Here is a 16,254-nt window from a genome sequence, read left to right as displayed (position 1 = left end):
AATGGTTATTTGGTTGGTGGGGTTGTCCGGCTCGGGTAAAACAACAATTGGGCGTTCACTTTATAGAAGACTGAAAACTGACAATGCTGCGACGTTATTTTTGGATGGAGACGAGGTACGTGCACTGTTCTCTCATGACGCTCAATCCTCAGATTATTCCCTTGCAGGGCGCCGATTGAGTGGTGAGCGGATGCATCGTTTGTGTGGCTGGCTGGATTCTCAGGGTATCAATGTTGTCTGCTGTGTTATTTCCATGTTTCCCGATATCACAGCGTTAAATAGAGATTGCTACTCACATTTTATGGAAGTTTTCATTGATGTTCCTCTAGAGGTATTGATAGAACGGGACAATAAGTCACTATACAAATCTGCAATCAATGGTGAAATTAATAATGTGGTCGGCATAGACTTACCATATGACAAACCAGTATCCCCCGATTTAATTATCAATAATAACTTCGAACAGGCTGAAATTTCCCGCTATGTTGACGCTATCATAGCCTCGATAGGCGTCATTGGAGAGGCGTGATGACAGGCAATATAACTTATCCCTATGTTACCGAAGACAACCTGACTCATATTCAGAGCTACCAGTATTCCCAGTGGCAGGGCGATGTCTTTATCGGTGCTTATTTTCATCAGCGCGGCAGTCTGCTTGAGCAGATGCCTGCTCCCGTATTGTGGCAAATGCCAGAGGATGAATGCGATACGATCCGGCGTCTTTGGCCTTTGGTGACAAAGCTCAGGAAGGGAGAGGTCGTGACTCAGGCGGAAGTTTACTGGGCACTGGTGCTGGTAAAAAAGTTCGAGGTTAGCAAGCGGCTATACGGTGCTTATGAGTCTGACGCTCCCCACAAACACTGTAGCGTGGAATATCGGGTTCCAGGGCCTTATCTACTGCTGGCTGAAGTGGCACTGCAGCTGTGGTGCCAGCAACGCTGCACCTTTTGGCTGAGTGTCGCCATTAAGCTACTCGATACCCTCTGCTCAGTGGTGCTGGGTTTGTCTGCATCGGTGCAGGCTGGTGTAGCAGCGCTGATTACGCTGGAACGTGCCCAAGTGACGGCGCTGATGGAGGAGTGCCAATGAGCATGCTTGATGGTGTCGTGTTACTGTGTGCCCAAACGGCACGCACGGCCGCTTATGTGCAGGCATTGATACATGCGGACTTGCGTCCCCAGGGCGTCATTTTGTACGGGGATAGATCCAACATACCTTCTAGTCAGCGCGATTTATCGGTCCGGATGCTGCCGTGGTTTTGCCCGGACCTGTCAATCCAGGTGGAAGATTCGTTGAAGGCTGCCGATTGGCCTTTTGTTACTGTGGCAGATCGGGCATTGGACAGCGAGGCGTTGCTTTCCTGTCTTGGACTGATGTCATCAAGCCTGATTGTGTACTCAGGTTATGGTGGTCAGCTGGTTCCTGATGTTTTGCTGAATATTGCACGCGTGCTACATATTCACAGTGGTCTGCTGCCCCGTTACCGCGGAAGTACCACCCTGTATCATGAAATACTGGAACATAACGGCTGTGCGGCAAGTGCCATTCTGCTAACGCAGACCATAGATACTGGTCCATTGATTGCCAGTCGGGAATATCCTATGCCACCGTCTGGCATGGATGTTGATTACTTGTATGACAATCTTATCCGAGCCGATCTATTGACGGCGGTTCTGGCCCATTACCAAGTTACGGGGCAATTACCCAGTTCACAGCCCCAGAAAGAGTTGATGCCAGCGTATTTTGTTATTCATCCAGTACTCAAACATCTGGCACTTAAAAAAGTGGATAGTCACAGGGGGTCATCATGACCCAGAGAACCTTTTCTTTTGGTACTAAATCCGAAACACTCCAGCGATTGATGCCGCTACTGAAGCAAGCCAAGATACTACCCTTGCAGTATTTTATGGTGGCACAGTGGCAGTCCTCTCCACAGCAATGTCTGGCTAAAGTAGCTGCCTTGACGGCGTCACATGTAGTGGTCAGATCCAGTGCGCTGCAGGAGGACGGTGATACCAGTTCCATGGCAGGTACCTTCACCAGTTGCTTAAATGTGGATGCCTCCTGTGCCGAGGCTCTATGCGACGCCATTAATGTAGTGGTTGCTTCGTTTGATAAAATGCCGGATTTGCGTAATCAAATCCTTGTCCAGCCCATGCTCGGTGATATTCAAATGAGCGGGGTGGTGATGACCCACGATATTCAGCACGGTGCTCCCTACTACAACATCAACTACGACGATGAAAGTGGTAAGACAGACACCATTACGGGTGGCTGTGGGGTGGAGAAATCCGTGATGGTATATCGGGGCTGCGCACTTGAGGCGATTCGCTCCCCCCGATTGCGTGTACTGATAGCGGCCTGCCGGGAGCTGGAAGACCTGTGTGGTGGGGTGCCGCTGGACATTGAGTTTGCCTTGGATAATCAGGGTGTTGTGTATATTTTCCAGGTCAGGCGCATCAGCTTGTACCGCCAGTGGCATCCGGTCACCGAGCGGCGAGTGGCCAGACAATTGGCTCATGTCCGGGCATATCTTGAAAGGCAGCTGGGGCCCAAGCCAGGCTTGTATGGAGAGCTCAGTGTGTTGGGGGCTATGCCTGATTGGAATCCTGCCGAAATTATCGGTACCAACCCTCGTCCCCTGGCCGCCAGTCTGTACCGACTGCTAGTGACTGACAGCATCTGGCGGGAGGCCCGTGCGGCCATGGGTTACCATCATCCCAGGCATCAGCCTCTGATGTTGATGGTGGGTCAGCACCCTTTTATTGATGTCCGGGCCAGCTTTAATTCGTTTTTGCCACAGCAACTTGCCCCCAATACAGCATCACTGCTGATTGATGCTTGGGTAGCTCGATTGGCCCGTAATCCCCAGTTGCATGACAAGGTGGAGTTTGAAATTGTGTCCACCTGTTTTGATTTCGATTTTGACAGCCAATTTGCCAGCCGCTATCCAGGTTTGCTTTCGAGTGAGTCTCTATCCGCTTACCGCACAGCACTGTTTGGGTTGACCAAGTCAATACTCACCAAACAAGGCCCTGGAGGGCTGAATGATTCGTTAGATCACATTGCAGCGCGCGAACAGCAGCAATTGTCAGCCGATGGTCTCACAGGTGCTGCAGATTTGGGGTTGGAACGGGTCCGGGATTTGCTGCAGGAGTGTCGGCAATGGGGCACCTTCCATTTCGCAATTATTGCTCGCCATGGGTTTGTGGCTGAGTCATTGTTGCGCTCGGCCAGACGGCTGAAAGTCCTTAGCGAAACTCGTATTGCTCAGTGGAAGACAACAATTACCACAGTTTCAGGCGAGCTGACCCGAGACTTTCAAGCGGTTTGCGACAGCAGAATGACACCGGAGGCATTTCTGGTAAGGTTCGGCCACCTGCGTCCGGGCACCTATGACATTACCTCGCTACGGTATGATGAGCGCTCGGACCTGTTTATCGACAGCGCACTGAGGATGTCATCTAGTGTCTGCGATTCCTTTGCCTGGACCTGGGAGGAGACCGAGGCCATGGGTACCTTGCTCGCGGAAGAGGATTGGGGCATCAGCGCCGATGAGTTCTTCAGTTATGCCCAAAAAGCTATTGCCGGACGGGAATACGCAAAACTTGTCTTTACCCGGGATTTGTCCGATGCCTTGGCTGCTCTGACTTTGTGGGGCGCTAACAATGGCCTGTCTCGGGATGACCTGTCATATCTCGGAATTGACCACTTGCTGGGTCTGATTACCGACCCACAGCTCGATGATCTGGATCGCCACCTCCTGAATGAGGTCAGCCAAGCAAAATCCCGGTGTGCAGACGCGGAACTGATAACGCTTAGCCACTTAGTGCTGGATCCTTCAGAAGTATTTGTGGCACCCATGCACCGGGCGCTGGCCAATTTTGTCGGCCAGCAGTGCATTGAGGCACAGCTGCAAGTGCTGTCGGCCAATACCCAGTCATCCTTGGGGCTTGGCGGTAAAATAGTGTGTATCGAAAACGCCGACCCAGGCTATGACTGGATTTTTACCCGAGGTATTGCCGGACTGATCACTCAGTATGGCGGTGTCAATTCTCATATGGCGATTCGCTGCGCTGAATTTGGTATCCCGGCGGCCATTGGCTGTGGCGAGCAATTGTTCAGCCGCTTGCAGAGCGGACGGCAAGGTGTACTCAATTGCCGCGACAAAACGGTGACACTGGTATGAGACGCATCGGAATTACCACCCGGGGCTGTGATGCCCAAGGGTATAACGAGCGTCGTGACGGAATTGCACGGGATTGGTATCGGCTGCTTGGCGCACTGGATATTGGCTTTCAATGGCTGTTACTGCCAAACCTCGGCGCCGATACGATTTCCTATGCAGAATGCCACGGAGTGAATGCCCTCATTCTGACTGGCGGTGATGATGTGGGAACATACTCGGCCAGAGACGTGACCGAACACACGCTGCTGGCATATGCTACCCAGCACCAATGGCCTGTGCTTGGCGTGTGTCGTGGCATGCAATTTATGCACACTTTTGCTGGCGGCCAACTGGTGCCACTGGGGGAGGAGCATACAGCTTGTCGCCATGAGGTGACGGTTTCAGCCCCTTTGCCTTGGGCGTTGGCTGTATCGTGTCTTGAGGTCAATTCTTTTCATCGCTGGGGGATAAAAAGTCCAGCTGCCGGGTGGCAACCGTTGGCTTGGCATGCAGACACCTGCGAAGCCTTTGTACACAATACCTTGCCTTGGGTCGGTATTATGTGGCACCCCGAGCGTGAGATAACTCTTTCGCCTATGGACAGGGCGCTCTTTTGTTGGTTATTCGAGGTTGAGTGAATGAAAGCAATCATACTGGCCGCTGGCCGCGGTTCTCGGCTAGGCAGTCTAACCGAGCATAAGCCAAAGCCCTTGACCATCCTTGCCGGAAAATCTCTGCTGGAGTGGCAGATGATGGCGTTGGAGCGCGCGGGGGTGTCAGAGATTAGTCTGGTGACTGGCTATTGTGCGAAGGCATTGGCCCATTATGGTAGAACTTGTCATCATAATCCTCGATGGCAAGAGACCAATATGGTTCGCAGTTTGCTGTGTGCTAGTGCCACACTGGCTGAAGATACCCATATTATCAGCTACGGTGATATCGCTTACCGCCCAGATTCGGTACGCCGATTAATGGCTCTTGATGCAAATATTGCCATCACGTTTGACACTCGTTGGTTCGAGCTTTGGTCAGCACGTTTTGAGGATCCATTATTGGATGCGGAGAGCTTTCGGCACCGTGATGGCCAGCTGCTCAGTATTGGTGACAAAGTGTTGGACGTAGCGGATATCCAGGGCCAGTACATGGGGTTACTCAAGTTTACGCCAGCCGGCTGGCGCGCGGTCTGCTCACTGGTCGCGACCTTGGATGAGGTTGTGCTAGACAGGATGGATATGACTTCGTTGCTTCAAAGGCTGCTTAATTCAGGACAGTCGATTGCAGTTGTACCCATTGATGGAGGATGGGTCGAAGTGGATGAGCCGCAGGATATCACGCTATACGACTCTAAAACCCGTGAAGTCGGCTGGAGCCATGATTGGCGAGACCTTATTTAATAATGCTAGCGTTATGGTGCTGAAATATGTTCTGGCATCTTAAGGTTCTAATGGATGAACAACACTCAGCGCTGTTCTCAACTTAGAAATGACATCGTCTTGGCCAGCACCTAATCCATAATAAATAGGGATGGAGATTACTCGGTCAGCAAAAGACTCAGCTTGCAAGGGGGTAATGCAAGTGGCTTTTTTATAATACGGTTGGTTGGTTATGTTCATGTAATGAACGTTAACTCCAATACCCTGTTGTCTAAGTCGTTCAAAGAGGGATTTTCGCATGTCTGGGGTTATCTTGATGACAAACAGATGCCATGCACTGATGCGACCTTCGCGATTGGCGAGGATCTCCAGTTCTGGACATGGCCGATTGGCCTGATAGCGGGCCGCGATATTCCGGCGCTTCTCTAAAAAAAACTCTAGCTGGCTCATCTGGCTCAGCCCTAACGCCGCCTGGATATCTGTCATCCGGTAGTTGAAACCCAGCATCTGTTGCTCGTAGTACCAGGGGCCGTCCGGTTCGTTGATGAAATCTTCCGGTTCACGGGTGATACCATGGCTGCGCAGCATGCGCATGGTTTTGGCCAATGCTGGGTCATTGGTCATGGCCATGCCGCCTTCGCCGGTGGTGATGATTTTCACCGGATGGAAGCTGAAGACTGTGATGTCGCTGTAGCGGCCATTGCCGGTCGGTTCGCCGTGATAGCGGGCGCCGAGGGCGTGGCAGGCATCTTCTATGATGCGAAAACCGTACTCCCGGCCCAGACGGTGGATCTCTTTCATATCGCAGGGCAAGCCCGCGAAGTGCACCGGAATCACTACCTTGGGCAGGCATCCTTCCGCCTTGGCGACAATCAGTTTGCGCTCCAGCTCCAGTGCGCACATGTTGCCGGTATCCGGCTCTATGTCGACGAAGTCAACCTGAGCGCCACAATAAAGTGCGCAGTTCGCCGAGGCTACAAAGCTGATGGGGGAGGTCCAGACCCAGTCTCCCGGGCCGACACCCAGAGCCAGACAAGCGATGTGCAGAGCGGCCGTACCCGAGTTCACGGCGACGCCAAAGCGTGCGCCACAGTAATCGGCGACTGCTTGCTCGAAGCGAGGAACGACTGGGCCCTGAGTCAGGAAATCGGACCTAAGCACCTCGACCACGGCTTCGATATCCGCCTCGCTGATCGACTGTCTGCCGTATGGGATCATTCCATTACCACCTTGTCATTCAACTCTTTTAGCTGGGCCACCGTCAGGAAGTCGCTGTTGTTGCGGGAGTTATATTCGAAACCCTGTTCGACCATGACCCCCTTCTCGCCTGCAGCTGTGACTGAGAAGTCATTGTTGCGATTATTGAAATTGATAGTGGGGCCGATGATGAAGAAGTCGTCGAACTCGAAGGTGTGATAGGAGTCGTCGGAAGGGCACATCACTTCATGCAACTTCTCACCGGGGCGAATACCGATAATTTCCTGGGCCAGCTGGGGCGCCATGGCGGTAGCCAGGTCGGTGATCCGTACCGAGGGCAGCTTGGGCACGAAGATCTCGCCGCCCTTCATCCTCGGGAAGTTGTTCATCACAAAATCCACTCCTTGCGGCAGGGTGATCCAGAAACGGGTCATCTCGGCATGAGTGATGGGCAGTGTGCTGGCACCCTGGTCTATGCGTTTTTGGAAGAAGGGCACCACTGAGCCGCGTGAACCCACCACATTGCCATAGCGCACCACCGCGAAGCGGGTCGGATCCTGGCCTGCAATGTTGTTGGCCGCCACGAACAGCTTGTCGGAAGCCAGCTTGGTGGCGCCATACAGGTTGATCGGGTTGGCAGCCTTGTCGGTAGAGAGGGCAATCACCTTCTTGACCTGATTGAGCAAGGCGGCCTGGATGACGTTCTCCGCCCCATGAATGTTGGTCTTGATGCACTCCATGGGGTTATATTCAGCAGCGGGGACCTGCTTGAGCGCGGCCGCGTGCACGACGTAATCGACGCCGCGCATCGCCATGTTCAGCCGGTTGGCATCCCTCACATCCCCGATGAAATAGCGCATGCAGGGGTCGTTGAACACCTGTTGCATCTCGAACTGCTTCAGTTCGTCGCGGGAGTAGATGATGAGCCGCTTCGGCTTGTAGCGTTCCAGCACTGTCTTGACCAGCATCTTGCCAAACGAGCCAGTGCCGCCGGTAATCAATAGGGTCTTATTGTCGAACATGACGGATTCTCGCTAGTGATGCCAAGAGGCAAGCAATATATGTGCCTGGAACCAGTTTAGCCGAAAAGGGCTGGAAGCAGTTTTGTATGATGCCAGTTTTATTCCACTATGAGTGAACTAACTAGATGATTCATAGAGAAATCCAACCCAGCTCAAACAACTTTATGCGATCTCTGATGCTTTAACAAAAAGCGGAACATCCGGTTCCGCTTTTTTGACGCTTAGCTGGAGAGCAGCACTCTGGCCGAGTTGGCGGGTATGGTCACTTGTACCTGTCCCTGTACCACTTCGTACTTGTCACCGTTGAAGGCATCGGTGAAGCGGCTGGCGGGGCTGGCGGTCTGCCACAACGGCAGGCTGATGGTGCGCGGCTCGGTCGGATGACGGTTGCAGGCGACCACCACTTGATCGCTTTGCAGGGTTCGAGCGAACACATAGCTGTGAGGGCCGGCATAAAGGGTCTGGATATCGCCACGGCGCAGAGCAGGCCGCTGCTTGCGGATCTGGATCAGCCGGCGGTAGTGATCGTGCAGTACGTGGTCCCAGGCCGTGGTCTCCCACGGGAAGCAGCGGCGGCAATCCGGGTCCTTGCCACCGGAGAGCCCAACTTCGTCGCCGTAGTAGATGGACGGTACGCCGATATAGGTGAGCAGCAAGGTGGCGGCCAGCTGCATCCGTTGCTTGTCCTCTCCCAGCAGATGGAGGAAGCGGGCGGTATCGTGGCTGTCCAGCAGGTTGAACTGGGCCAGCTGATTCTTGAACGGGATATGAGCCCGTGCCAGCTTGAGCCAGCTGTCCAGCTCCTCGGCGCTGATCTTGATGGGGTGGTAAGCAATGTCCTGCCCGGCCAGGAAGGCGCGGATAGGGTGGGCAAAACCATAGTAGTTCATGGCGCCATCCTCCTGATCCCCCTGCAGCCACTGGCTCGCCTCGAAGAAGTGCTCGCCGAGCACATAGGCATCCGGGTTTTCCTGCTTCACGGCGCCGCGAATGGCACGCACATGGCCGCGATTGCCCTCGGCAGTACCACGCTCCCCCAGCATGTGGATGACGTCAAAGCGCCAGCCGTCTATCTGGTAGGGTGCCCGCATCCAGTAGCGCAGTATGGCGTCGTCGGCGCGATAGATAGCGTCCTGTACCTGCTCGCTGGAGAAGTCGAGCTTGGGCAGGCTGCGGATCCCTTTCCAGCTGACATAGTCCCCTTCGTTGTCAAAGGTGTAGAAGCTGCGCCACGGTGAGTCCGGGTTGCTCTGGGCGCCCTGTGGCGGGCAAAACCAGGGGTGCTGGGTCGAGGTGTGGTTGACTACCGCATCCAGAATGATCTTCATGCCGCGCTGGTGCAGGTTGCGGGTCAGCTCGGCGAACTGTGCATTGCTGCCGAGGTGGGCATCGACCTTGAAGTAGTCCTGGGTATCGTACTTGTGGTTGCTCGGCGAATCGAAGATGGGGTTGAGGTAGAGCGCCGTGACCCCGAGGGATTGCAGATAGTGCAGCTTGGCATCTATCCCCGCCAGGTCCCCGCCGTAAAACTCACAGGCGCCGAGCCCCTCTTCGTGGCGGCTGACCGGCTCACCCCACCCCTTGCTGATCACCGCCTTGCCTCTGTACTCGTATTCATGATGCTTCACGCTCAAGGCCGGATCGCCGTTGCAGAAGCGGTCGGGAAATATCTGATAGAACACCTGATCCTGTACCCAGGCTGGCGGCTGGTGCAGGCTGTTGAAACGAAAGTGCTGCTCCCGAGGCGGCATGGCCGAGCTGACGCCAGCGCCGTGCAACCACCACTGCTCCTCATCGGTCAGGCATTTGAAGCAATAGAGGTGGATATCCTGCCCTTTGATCAGTGGTAATGTGGCTTGCCACACCTGCAATCTGTCCCGGGTCGAGACTGGCGTCATCGCCAGCAGGTACTCTTCGTTGTCCGGTTCGTGGCGCAGCCACACCTCCCGGATCGGGGCATCCAGCTTGCTGAACAGGGTGAGTTGCAAGCTGTCGGCGCTCTCTTTGAACCAGGGCGCCACCTGGGGATGAAACAGAAATGGATGGGTCATGAGTGCTTATTGAGTCAGAAGGTCGGCGAGGGCATTACCCTGTTCGTGAAGCGTTTCGAGCTGGCCTGCCAGCGATTTGGGATCCAGTCCCAGCTGGTCGGCAAGCGGCTTGGGGAAACGGGCAATGATGGCCTGGGCGGGCACGCCCGCATTCCAGGCGAAGGAGATGAAGACGGCGAGCCGGATCAGCACCGCCTCTTTGCTGACCGGATCGTAGGAGAGGGGATCCAGCTGCTGGGAGATGGCATCGACGAAGGCTTCCGACAGGTTCCAGCGCCGCGCCAGTTCGGCACCGAGCTGGGCATAGTCGTACCCCAGCATCTCCCGTTGGGCCTCTACCCGGCTGCTCCCCTTCTGGATCGCCATATTGATGAGCTCGGCCTCTTCCGGCAGTGTGCTCTGGATAAGCAGCTCACCTATGTTGTGGATCAGGGCACAGGTAAAGGCGGTCTCGGGATCCAGCACCTTGGCCTCTTGGGCCAGGGTCTTGGCGATAGTGGCAACCTGGAAGGTCTCGGTCCAGAACTTGTTCTTGTCGAAGCTGGGGGGGGCCTTGAAGGTGCCTATGATGCCGGAGGCGACCACCACGGAGCGTAACCGGTTGAAACCGAGGCGGATCACCGCCTGCTCGATGGAAGTGACATCATTACCACGGCGCAGGGCGGCCGAGTTGGCCATCCGCAGCACCTTGACGCTGATCACCTGGTCCATGGCGATTTTGCCCGCTATCTGGTCGATACGGGCATTTTCATCGCTGAAACTCTGCATCAACTCATGCAGCAGCTGCGGAATAGTGGGGAGTTGTTTGATCTTGTCAAACAGACGATCCATCGACATGGCTGAGGCAGCCTCCATTGCGAGCACTGCCTCATATTGTGCCACAGGCGGGACACTTGTTCCTGTTTGTGATGCCGGTTTCGTGAGCACGAGGGTCTGTTGATGTGCAGTTCCGACCGCAATTGAGTCAGTTTGACGCCGGCAGACAACCGCGCTTATAGCACCCAGTCACGCAAGGTGTATTCCAAACTGTGCTGTTTCCCCTTCAGGATCAAGGTCTGGGTGGTGCCGCTCAGGGTGGCGCCTTCGAGCAGTGTGGTGATGACTGCCTGCTCTATGGCGTCGAGAGGAGCCTGACAGGCCATCTCGGTACTGCCGAGGCTGGTAACCCAGAATCTGTCGCCCTCGAGGTGGCCCTGGCCGAAGTAGCGGTTGCAACCAGCGATACCGTTGACGGTGAAGTGTTCACCTATCTCGAAATCGGGCGGATTGTCGCGGGAGGCCGCAATGGCCTGGCCATCCAGCTTGTCGAGCACCCAGTGATGATGCTGCAAGTCTTGCTGAACGAACGAGGGGGTACTGCTGCAGGCGCTGAGCAGGAACAGGGCAAGCAGCAGTAGCAGGAATCTGGGCATGGAAGGGCTCCGGTAGTGGGAGCAACAAGCATACCTCCTGCGCCGTCCCCGGGGCAGGGCGAGGGGAGCCGACCCCGACTGCTTCTGTCGTCCTGTGAGTCAGCCCTGTGTCGTTAAATGGCAACACCTTGCCGTGATCGGGATGCGTTCGATGCTGAACAGGCGATAAGAACACTTATCGCCTCTGTCTCCGTGAGGTGGAACTGCGGGCCTCAGTCAGCGAACAGACGTGCGGCATAACGAGCGAGTCCTGCCGCCACCGAGCCGAAGTCATCGCCACCTTCAAGCGGAATGGTGGGCAACTTCTGACGAATAAAGGCGGCGATCAGCGGTGAACGGGCGCTGCCGCCGGTGACGAAGATGCGGTCCGGCTGCACTCCTGCATTGGTAATGGCTTCGTCCATCAGCTCGCCAATCTTCTCCAGCAGCAGGGCAGAGGCGCTGGCCAGCTGTTCACGATTGAGCTCGGCTTCCAGCCCCTTCTCCAGTTCACTCAGGGATTGGCGATTCAGCTCCTGCTCCGAGAGGGCGATTTTGCCCTGCTCGGCACGCCATACCAGCTGGTGGCTCAGTTTGTGAGCGCGCAGATTGGCCAGCCGTCCCAGTTTGCTGCCCGGCAGGCTGTCGAGCTGCAAATCCTGCAGCTGACGGGCGGTATCCAGGCTGTAGAAACGGCCCTGGGCGCTGACGTCGTTGATGGCTGCGGCATCCCAGAACAGCGGGTGAGGCAGCGGTTTACCGGTCTTGAGGGTTTCGTGCATGCCGAGCAGCGGCATCATGCCTTCCACCGTCAGCCTGATATCGAAGTCGTTGCCGCCGATGCGCTGGCCGCTGTGGCCGAGCAGATCGCCGCTGCGATCCAGCTGGTCGCGATGGCTCGGGCCCATGCGCAGCATGGAGCAGTCTGTGGTGCCGCCGCCGATATCCACCACCAGCACGACGGCGTCTTCATCCAGCCGCGCCTCGAACTCGAAGCCGGCCGCCACGGGCTCATAGAGGAACTCCACCTGCTCGAACCCGGCCAGACGGGCCGCCTCGGTCAGGATGGCGATGGCCTGCCTGTTGCTATCTTCCCCTGCCAGCCCCTGAAAGTTGACCGGTCGACCTATCACGGCGCGGCGCACCTGAGTGCCAAGCTGCTGCTCCGCCTCGCGGCGTACGTGCAGCATCATGGCGCAGACGATGTCTTCGAACAGGGCGATCTGGGGAGCCTTGAGGCCGTAGGCGCCGAGGAAGGATTTCGGTGACTTGATGTAATAGCCATCGTCCGGCTCCTCCAGATAGCGCTCCAGCGCTGCAGCGCCGAAGCTGAGCTCGTCGATCAGCCCCTCTTCCCGCATCTGGCGGCGTACCGCCTGGGCACGGGTAACCACAGGGCCGCGCAGCTTGAGGTATTCGGCCTGCTGGGCTGGTGCCAGCCCTTCGGCCAGCAGGCCGGCGATGGCGTCTCTGTGGGGGGCGTGCAGAGTGGAGGGGAGATAGCGGGACCCGCCCAGAGTCAGCAGCCTGGGGCTGCCTTGTTCCATCACGGCGACGGCACAGTTGGAAGTACCGTAATCAAATCCGATAAACATGGGCAGCCAGACTCCTGAATAAAAAAGGGCAGGTAGCCTACCCGATGACGTCGGGTCTCACAACCCGGTACCCCGGATATTGAGGTCGCAGGGGAAAATACACAGGGGGGGCATATCGGTGTGGAAAACAGAGGGAATGGCTCCCTCTGTCGTTCATGGCTACGGGTGCGAGAGGATTACTCCACCTCGTTGTCGCTATGGCCTCGGCTCTCTATGGCCTTGAGGTTGCCGAGGGTGGTATCGGCGATGGCGTGCAGCGCCTCGCGGGTCAGGAAGGCCTGATGGCCGGTAAACAGCACGTTGTGGCAGGCCGACAGACGACGGAACACGTCATCGGTGATCACCTCGTTGGACTTGTCGGAGAAGAAGAGGTCTTCCTCTTCCTCATAGACGTCCAGCCCCAGGGCACCGATACGGGCGGTCTTGAGCGCCTCTATGGCGGCGTTGGAGTCGAGCAGACCGCCCCGGCTGGTGTTGATGATCATCACGCCATCCTTCATCTTGGCGAACGCCTCCTTGTTCAGCAGGTGATAGTTCTCCTTGAACAGCGGGCAGTGCAGGCTGATGACATCGGACTGGCGGAACAGGGTGTCGAGATCCACGTACTCGGCACCCAAGTCGATGGCCGCCTGACTCGGGTAGGGATCGCTGACCAGCAGACGCATGCCAAAGCCCTTGAGGATGCGCAGGGTGGCGATACCGATCTTGCCGGTGCCGATAATGCCGGCGGTGCGACCGTGCATATTGAAGCCGACCAGCCCCTCCAGCGAGAAGTTGGCATCGCGGGTGCGCTGATAGGCCTTATGAATGCGGCGGTTGAGGGTCATCATTAGCCCCACCGCATGTTCGGCAACGGCTTCGGGAGAGTAGGCGGGGACCCGTACCACTTTCAGCCCCAGCTCCTTGGTGGCAGCCAGATCCACATTGTTGTAACCGGCACAGCGCAGGGCGATGACCTTGGTGCCGTTGGCCGCCAGCTCGGTCAGCACTTCCCGGTCGGCGTCGTCATTGACGAACAGGCACACCACGGGGAAGCCGTGGGCCAACCGGGCTGTCTTGGCCTCCAGCCGTACGTCGAAGAACTCCAGCTCATAGCCGTACTGGCTGTTGGCCTGATTGAAGTGTTCCTTGTCGTAGCTCTTGGTACTGAAAACGGCGACTTTCATGGTGTGCTCTCCGCAAATAATGATGTAGTTAAATTACAACAAATGTGGGCCGTCATCACGGGATAAATGGGGCCGATTCAGCCCCATGGCATGATGGGAACCGCACTCACTGCGCTTTTATACGAACCATCTACCAATTTGGTGCTGTAGGTCAGATAAACCAGCGCATTGCGCTTTTCGTCGTAAAAACGCACCACTTTCTGCTCCTTGAACACCAGTGAGGTGCTGACATCGAACACCTCCTCCCCTGCCTTCAGCTTGGCAGGCAGTGAGATGGGGCCAGTCTGATGGCAGGAAAGCGAGGCGTGAGAGGGATCTTCCGCCAGTCCCAGCCCGCCTTTGACGCCACCGGTTTTGGGGCGTGCCAGGTAGCAGGCAATGCCGGCGATTTTGGGGTCATCGAACGCTTCCACCAGGATCTTGTGGTTGGGGCCGAACAGTTTGAAGGCGGTACTCACCTCCCCTATGGGGTCGGCCTTGTCGGCCAGGGCTGGCATTGCCATCAGACAGCCCGCCAGCAGCAGGCCTGTATTCATGTTTCGCATATGGTTTCCTTGGGTTGTCAGCAGCAGGCAGGGCGCGATCCCGGCACTCTGGCTGCCACGACCCCGCTTGCCTCAGAGGGCTGTCTGCCCCCGGTCCCTGATGGGCGGGGGATAATCCCGGCGGTGATGCCAGTGCCGCTCAACGCGCATGCCGTTCGAACACTGTTACCGCGGAGGATACTCCCAATATTGGGCTGGAATACTGTTGAGCAAGGGGGTCATGTCCGGGTTGGGGAGCTGAATGGTGACCCGTTTCTCCAGATTGGCGCTGGCGAGGGCTTCACGGATCTTGGGATTCTCACGGAAGAAGGTCATGAAGCTGCCATCGGCATAGGCCCGTTCCAGCCCTGCCTGGATCGCCTTGGCCAGCTTGGGGTACTCGGGGCTGACGAAAAAGAACTCGGCAAAGGGATAGCGGATCAGCAGGCGCTGATCGATGACCAGATTGGGGTATTGCGCCACCAGTTCGCTGCGCTCGGCAAAGATCTCCACCAGACTGCGCGGGAAGAAATCGAGCTTGTCGCCGTCGTTGATGAGACGAAACAGAGTGCTGTAGCGACCGGAATAAGTCGGGATGCCGGCGTTTTCCAGGATCTTGTTGTCAGCCCAGCCCACACCTTGTGCCGCTTTCAATTGCTTGAGATCGGCCAGCGAATTGATCTGGTTGAACTTCTCCTGAGCGTCGCTGTGGATGAAGGAGAGGCGCAGGCCTTCCAGACCGCGAAACAGCGGGATCGGGACGGCAATGAGGGAGGATTCGAGTGCGCTGGAGGTACCCATCCAGAATACATTGATGGTCTTTCCCTTGCTCAGCTGTTGCTGCAGGCTGTACTGGTTGAGGTTGAGTTCGACCTGCTCGATGCGAAACGGCTGTCCGGCATGTGTCAGCGCCAGTTCCAGCAGTTTGAGTTGATATTCCTTGTCGAGATCGTTGATTGGTCGGCTGGGAACCTTGACCGTGAGGGTCTGTGCTTGTGCCAGCAACGGCAGACACAAGCACAGTCTGAGGAACCATTTCACTCTCTGCTCTCCTGTAGAATCCGGGAATTGCCCGGAGTCTAACAGAAGAATCAGGCAACGCGACGGTACACGTGAGTGTCGTTGAATTCCTTGGTACTCTGGCATTCAACGCAGAAGCGGGACTCGGGACGAGCCTGCAGCCGCTTGAGAGAAATCTCGTCACCGCAAGATTCGCAGTAACCAAAATCCCCTTCGTTGATACGCCTTAACGCACCCTGCAGCTTGCGCAGGTGCAACTTGTCGTGCTCGATGCGGTTCAGCTCCAGACGACGGGCTTCCTCGATACTGGCACGGTCAATTTCATCAGCCATCTCGTTGGTATCGGTGGCGATGGCCTGGCTGGCCTGGGAGTTGAGGCGATCTTCGAGTTCGAGGATCTGACGCTCGATCTGCCCCTTGTAAAAGGCCAGTTGGTCTTTAGTCATGAAATCACACATACGGTTTACTACCAGTCAGTTACTAACCCAATTATCCCTGTTTATGGGGGCTGTCTGCCTGCAGACCAAGCCCTGTGTCCTGAATTTGCACCAAATCCAAGCAGGAGAGTGCAAATCAGGGCGGGCCTTGTACCAAAAAAATGCAGGCATGCAAAGCAAATAGGATAAGGATTGTGCGCCCTTGCAAAAAAATGACCCGATTCGGACAGGGTCTGACTGAGAACATGGAGGATCAGGCACCCTCGTTGGCATCGAGCTTGCAGTGGGTCCTGGGTGAGCCAAGGTGTTT

16 protein-coding genes are annotated in these 16,254 nt (G+C 56.3%); 6 read left to right on the top strand and 10 right to left on the bottom strand.

Features of this window, described 5'->3' with window-relative positions; all coding sequences use genetic code 11:
• Position 1 precedes the first annotated feature (1 nt).
• The 6 genes from ONZ54_RS21545 to ONZ54_RS21520 are packed head-to-tail and all read left to right on the top strand — an operon-like array spanning position 2 to position 5,562.
• Positions 2-529 carry an adenylyl-sulfate kinase gene (locus ONZ54_RS21545; protein ID WP_271787107.1) on the top strand — a complete coding sequence of 176 codons (528 nt, stop codon included), beginning with the start codon at positions 2-4 and terminating at the stop codon, positions 527-529.
• A complete protein-coding gene (locus ONZ54_RS21540) occupies positions 529-1,089 on the top strand; it encodes a hypothetical protein (protein ID WP_271787106.1) in 561 nt (186 codons plus the stop codon). Before ONZ54_RS21545 ends, ONZ54_RS21540 begins: the two co-directional genes overlap by 1 nt.
• Positions 1,086-1,811 carry a formyltransferase family protein gene (locus ONZ54_RS21535; protein WP_271787105.1) on the top strand — a complete coding sequence of 242 codons (726 nt, stop codon included), beginning with the start codon at positions 1,086-1,088 and terminating at the stop codon, positions 1,809-1,811. The genes ONZ54_RS21540 and ONZ54_RS21535 overlap by 4 nt, the downstream gene beginning before the upstream one ends.
• Positions 1,808-4,189: a PEP/pyruvate-binding domain-containing protein gene (locus ONZ54_RS21530; protein ID WP_271787104.1), complete on the top strand. Its 2,382-nt coding sequence runs from the start codon at positions 1,808-1,810 to the stop codon at positions 4,187-4,189. Before ONZ54_RS21535 ends, ONZ54_RS21530 begins: the two co-directional genes overlap by 4 nt.
• Positions 4,186-4,806, top strand: coding sequence for a gamma-glutamyl-gamma-aminobutyrate hydrolase family protein (locus ONZ54_RS21525; protein ID WP_271787103.1), 621 nt, complete (start codon positions 4,186-4,188; stop codon positions 4,804-4,806). The genes ONZ54_RS21530 and ONZ54_RS21525 overlap by 4 nt, the downstream gene beginning before the upstream one ends.
• Positions 4,807-5,562, top strand: a complete 756-nt coding sequence (locus ONZ54_RS21520) for a phosphocholine cytidylyltransferase family protein (protein ID WP_271787102.1) — start codon at positions 4,807-4,809, stop codon at positions 5,560-5,562.
• A 39-nt stretch (positions 5,563-5,601) separates the two neighbouring features.
• Here the strand turns inward: ONZ54_RS21520 and pseC are convergent, their stop codons facing one another.
• From pseC to ONZ54_RS21470, 10 genes are all read right to left on the bottom strand, one after another.
• The gene (gene pseC, locus ONZ54_RS21515; protein ID WP_271787101.1) at positions 5,602-6,759 is read right to left on the bottom strand and encodes a UDP-4-amino-4,6-dideoxy-N-acetyl-beta-L-altrosamine transaminase; all 1,158 of its coding nucleotides are present in this window, start codon (positions 6,757-6,759) and stop codon (positions 5,602-5,604) included.
• The gene (gene pseB / locus ONZ54_RS21510) at positions 6,756-7,760 is read right to left on the bottom strand and encodes a UDP-N-acetylglucosamine 4,6-dehydratase (inverting) (RefSeq protein WP_042468912.1); all 1,005 of its coding nucleotides are present in this window, start codon (positions 7,758-7,760) and stop codon (positions 6,756-6,758) included. The genes pseC and pseB overlap by 4 nt, the downstream gene beginning before the upstream one ends.
• A gap of 221 nt (positions 7,761-7,981) precedes the next feature.
• Entirely contained in the window at positions 7,982-9,811 is a 1,830-nt protein-coding gene (gene malZ / locus ONZ54_RS21505) for a maltodextrin glucosidase (RefSeq protein WP_271787100.1), read from the bottom strand.
• Between the two features lie 6 nt (positions 9,812-9,817).
• The gene (locus ONZ54_RS21500) at positions 9,818-10,666 is read right to left on the bottom strand and encodes an HDOD domain-containing protein (RefSeq protein ID WP_271787099.1); all 849 of its coding nucleotides are present in this window, start codon (positions 10,664-10,666) and stop codon (positions 9,818-9,820) included.
• 137 nt (positions 10,667-10,803) lie between these two features.
• Positions 10,804-11,223 carry an META domain-containing protein gene (locus tag ONZ54_RS21495; RefSeq protein WP_058395143.1) on the bottom strand — a complete coding sequence of 140 codons (420 nt, stop codon included), beginning with the start codon at positions 11,221-11,223 and terminating at the stop codon, positions 10,804-10,806.
• 212 nt (positions 11,224-11,435) lie between these two features.
• Complete coding sequence (yegD, locus tag ONZ54_RS21490) at positions 11,436-12,797, bottom strand: molecular chaperone (RefSeq protein WP_271787098.1); 1,362 nt, start codon at positions 12,795-12,797, stop codon at positions 11,436-11,438.
• 176 nt (positions 12,798-12,973) lie between these two features.
• Positions 12,974-13,963 carry a 2-hydroxyacid dehydrogenase gene (locus tag ONZ54_RS21485; RefSeq protein WP_271787097.1) on the bottom strand — a complete coding sequence of 330 codons (990 nt, stop codon included), beginning with the start codon at positions 13,961-13,963 and terminating at the stop codon, positions 12,974-12,976.
• A gap of 77 nt (positions 13,964-14,040) precedes the next feature.
• A complete protein-coding gene (locus tag ONZ54_RS21480; RefSeq protein WP_096118991.1) occupies positions 14,041-14,499 on the bottom strand; it encodes a CreA family protein in 459 nt (152 codons plus the stop codon).
• A 174-nt stretch (positions 14,500-14,673) separates the two neighbouring features.
• Positions 14,674-15,528 carry a type 2 periplasmic-binding domain-containing protein gene (locus tag ONZ54_RS21475; RefSeq protein WP_271773843.1) on the bottom strand — a complete coding sequence of 285 codons (855 nt, stop codon included), beginning with the start codon at positions 15,526-15,528 and terminating at the stop codon, positions 14,674-14,676.
• A gap of 50 nt (positions 15,529-15,578) precedes the next feature.
• A complete protein-coding gene (locus ONZ54_RS21470; RefSeq protein WP_005318322.1) occupies positions 15,579-15,965 on the bottom strand; it encodes a TraR/DksA family transcriptional regulator in 387 nt (128 codons plus the stop codon).
• Positions 15,966-16,254: the final 289 nt, after the last annotated feature.

The organism is Aeromonas salmonicida (assembly GCF_028355655.1).
Lineage (GTDB): Bacteria > Pseudomonadota > Gammaproteobacteria > Enterobacterales > Aeromonadaceae > Aeromonas > Aeromonas salmonicida.
The sequence above is the reverse complement of the archived record's forward strand: the minus strand, read 5'-3'. Positions and strand labels throughout refer to the sequence as shown.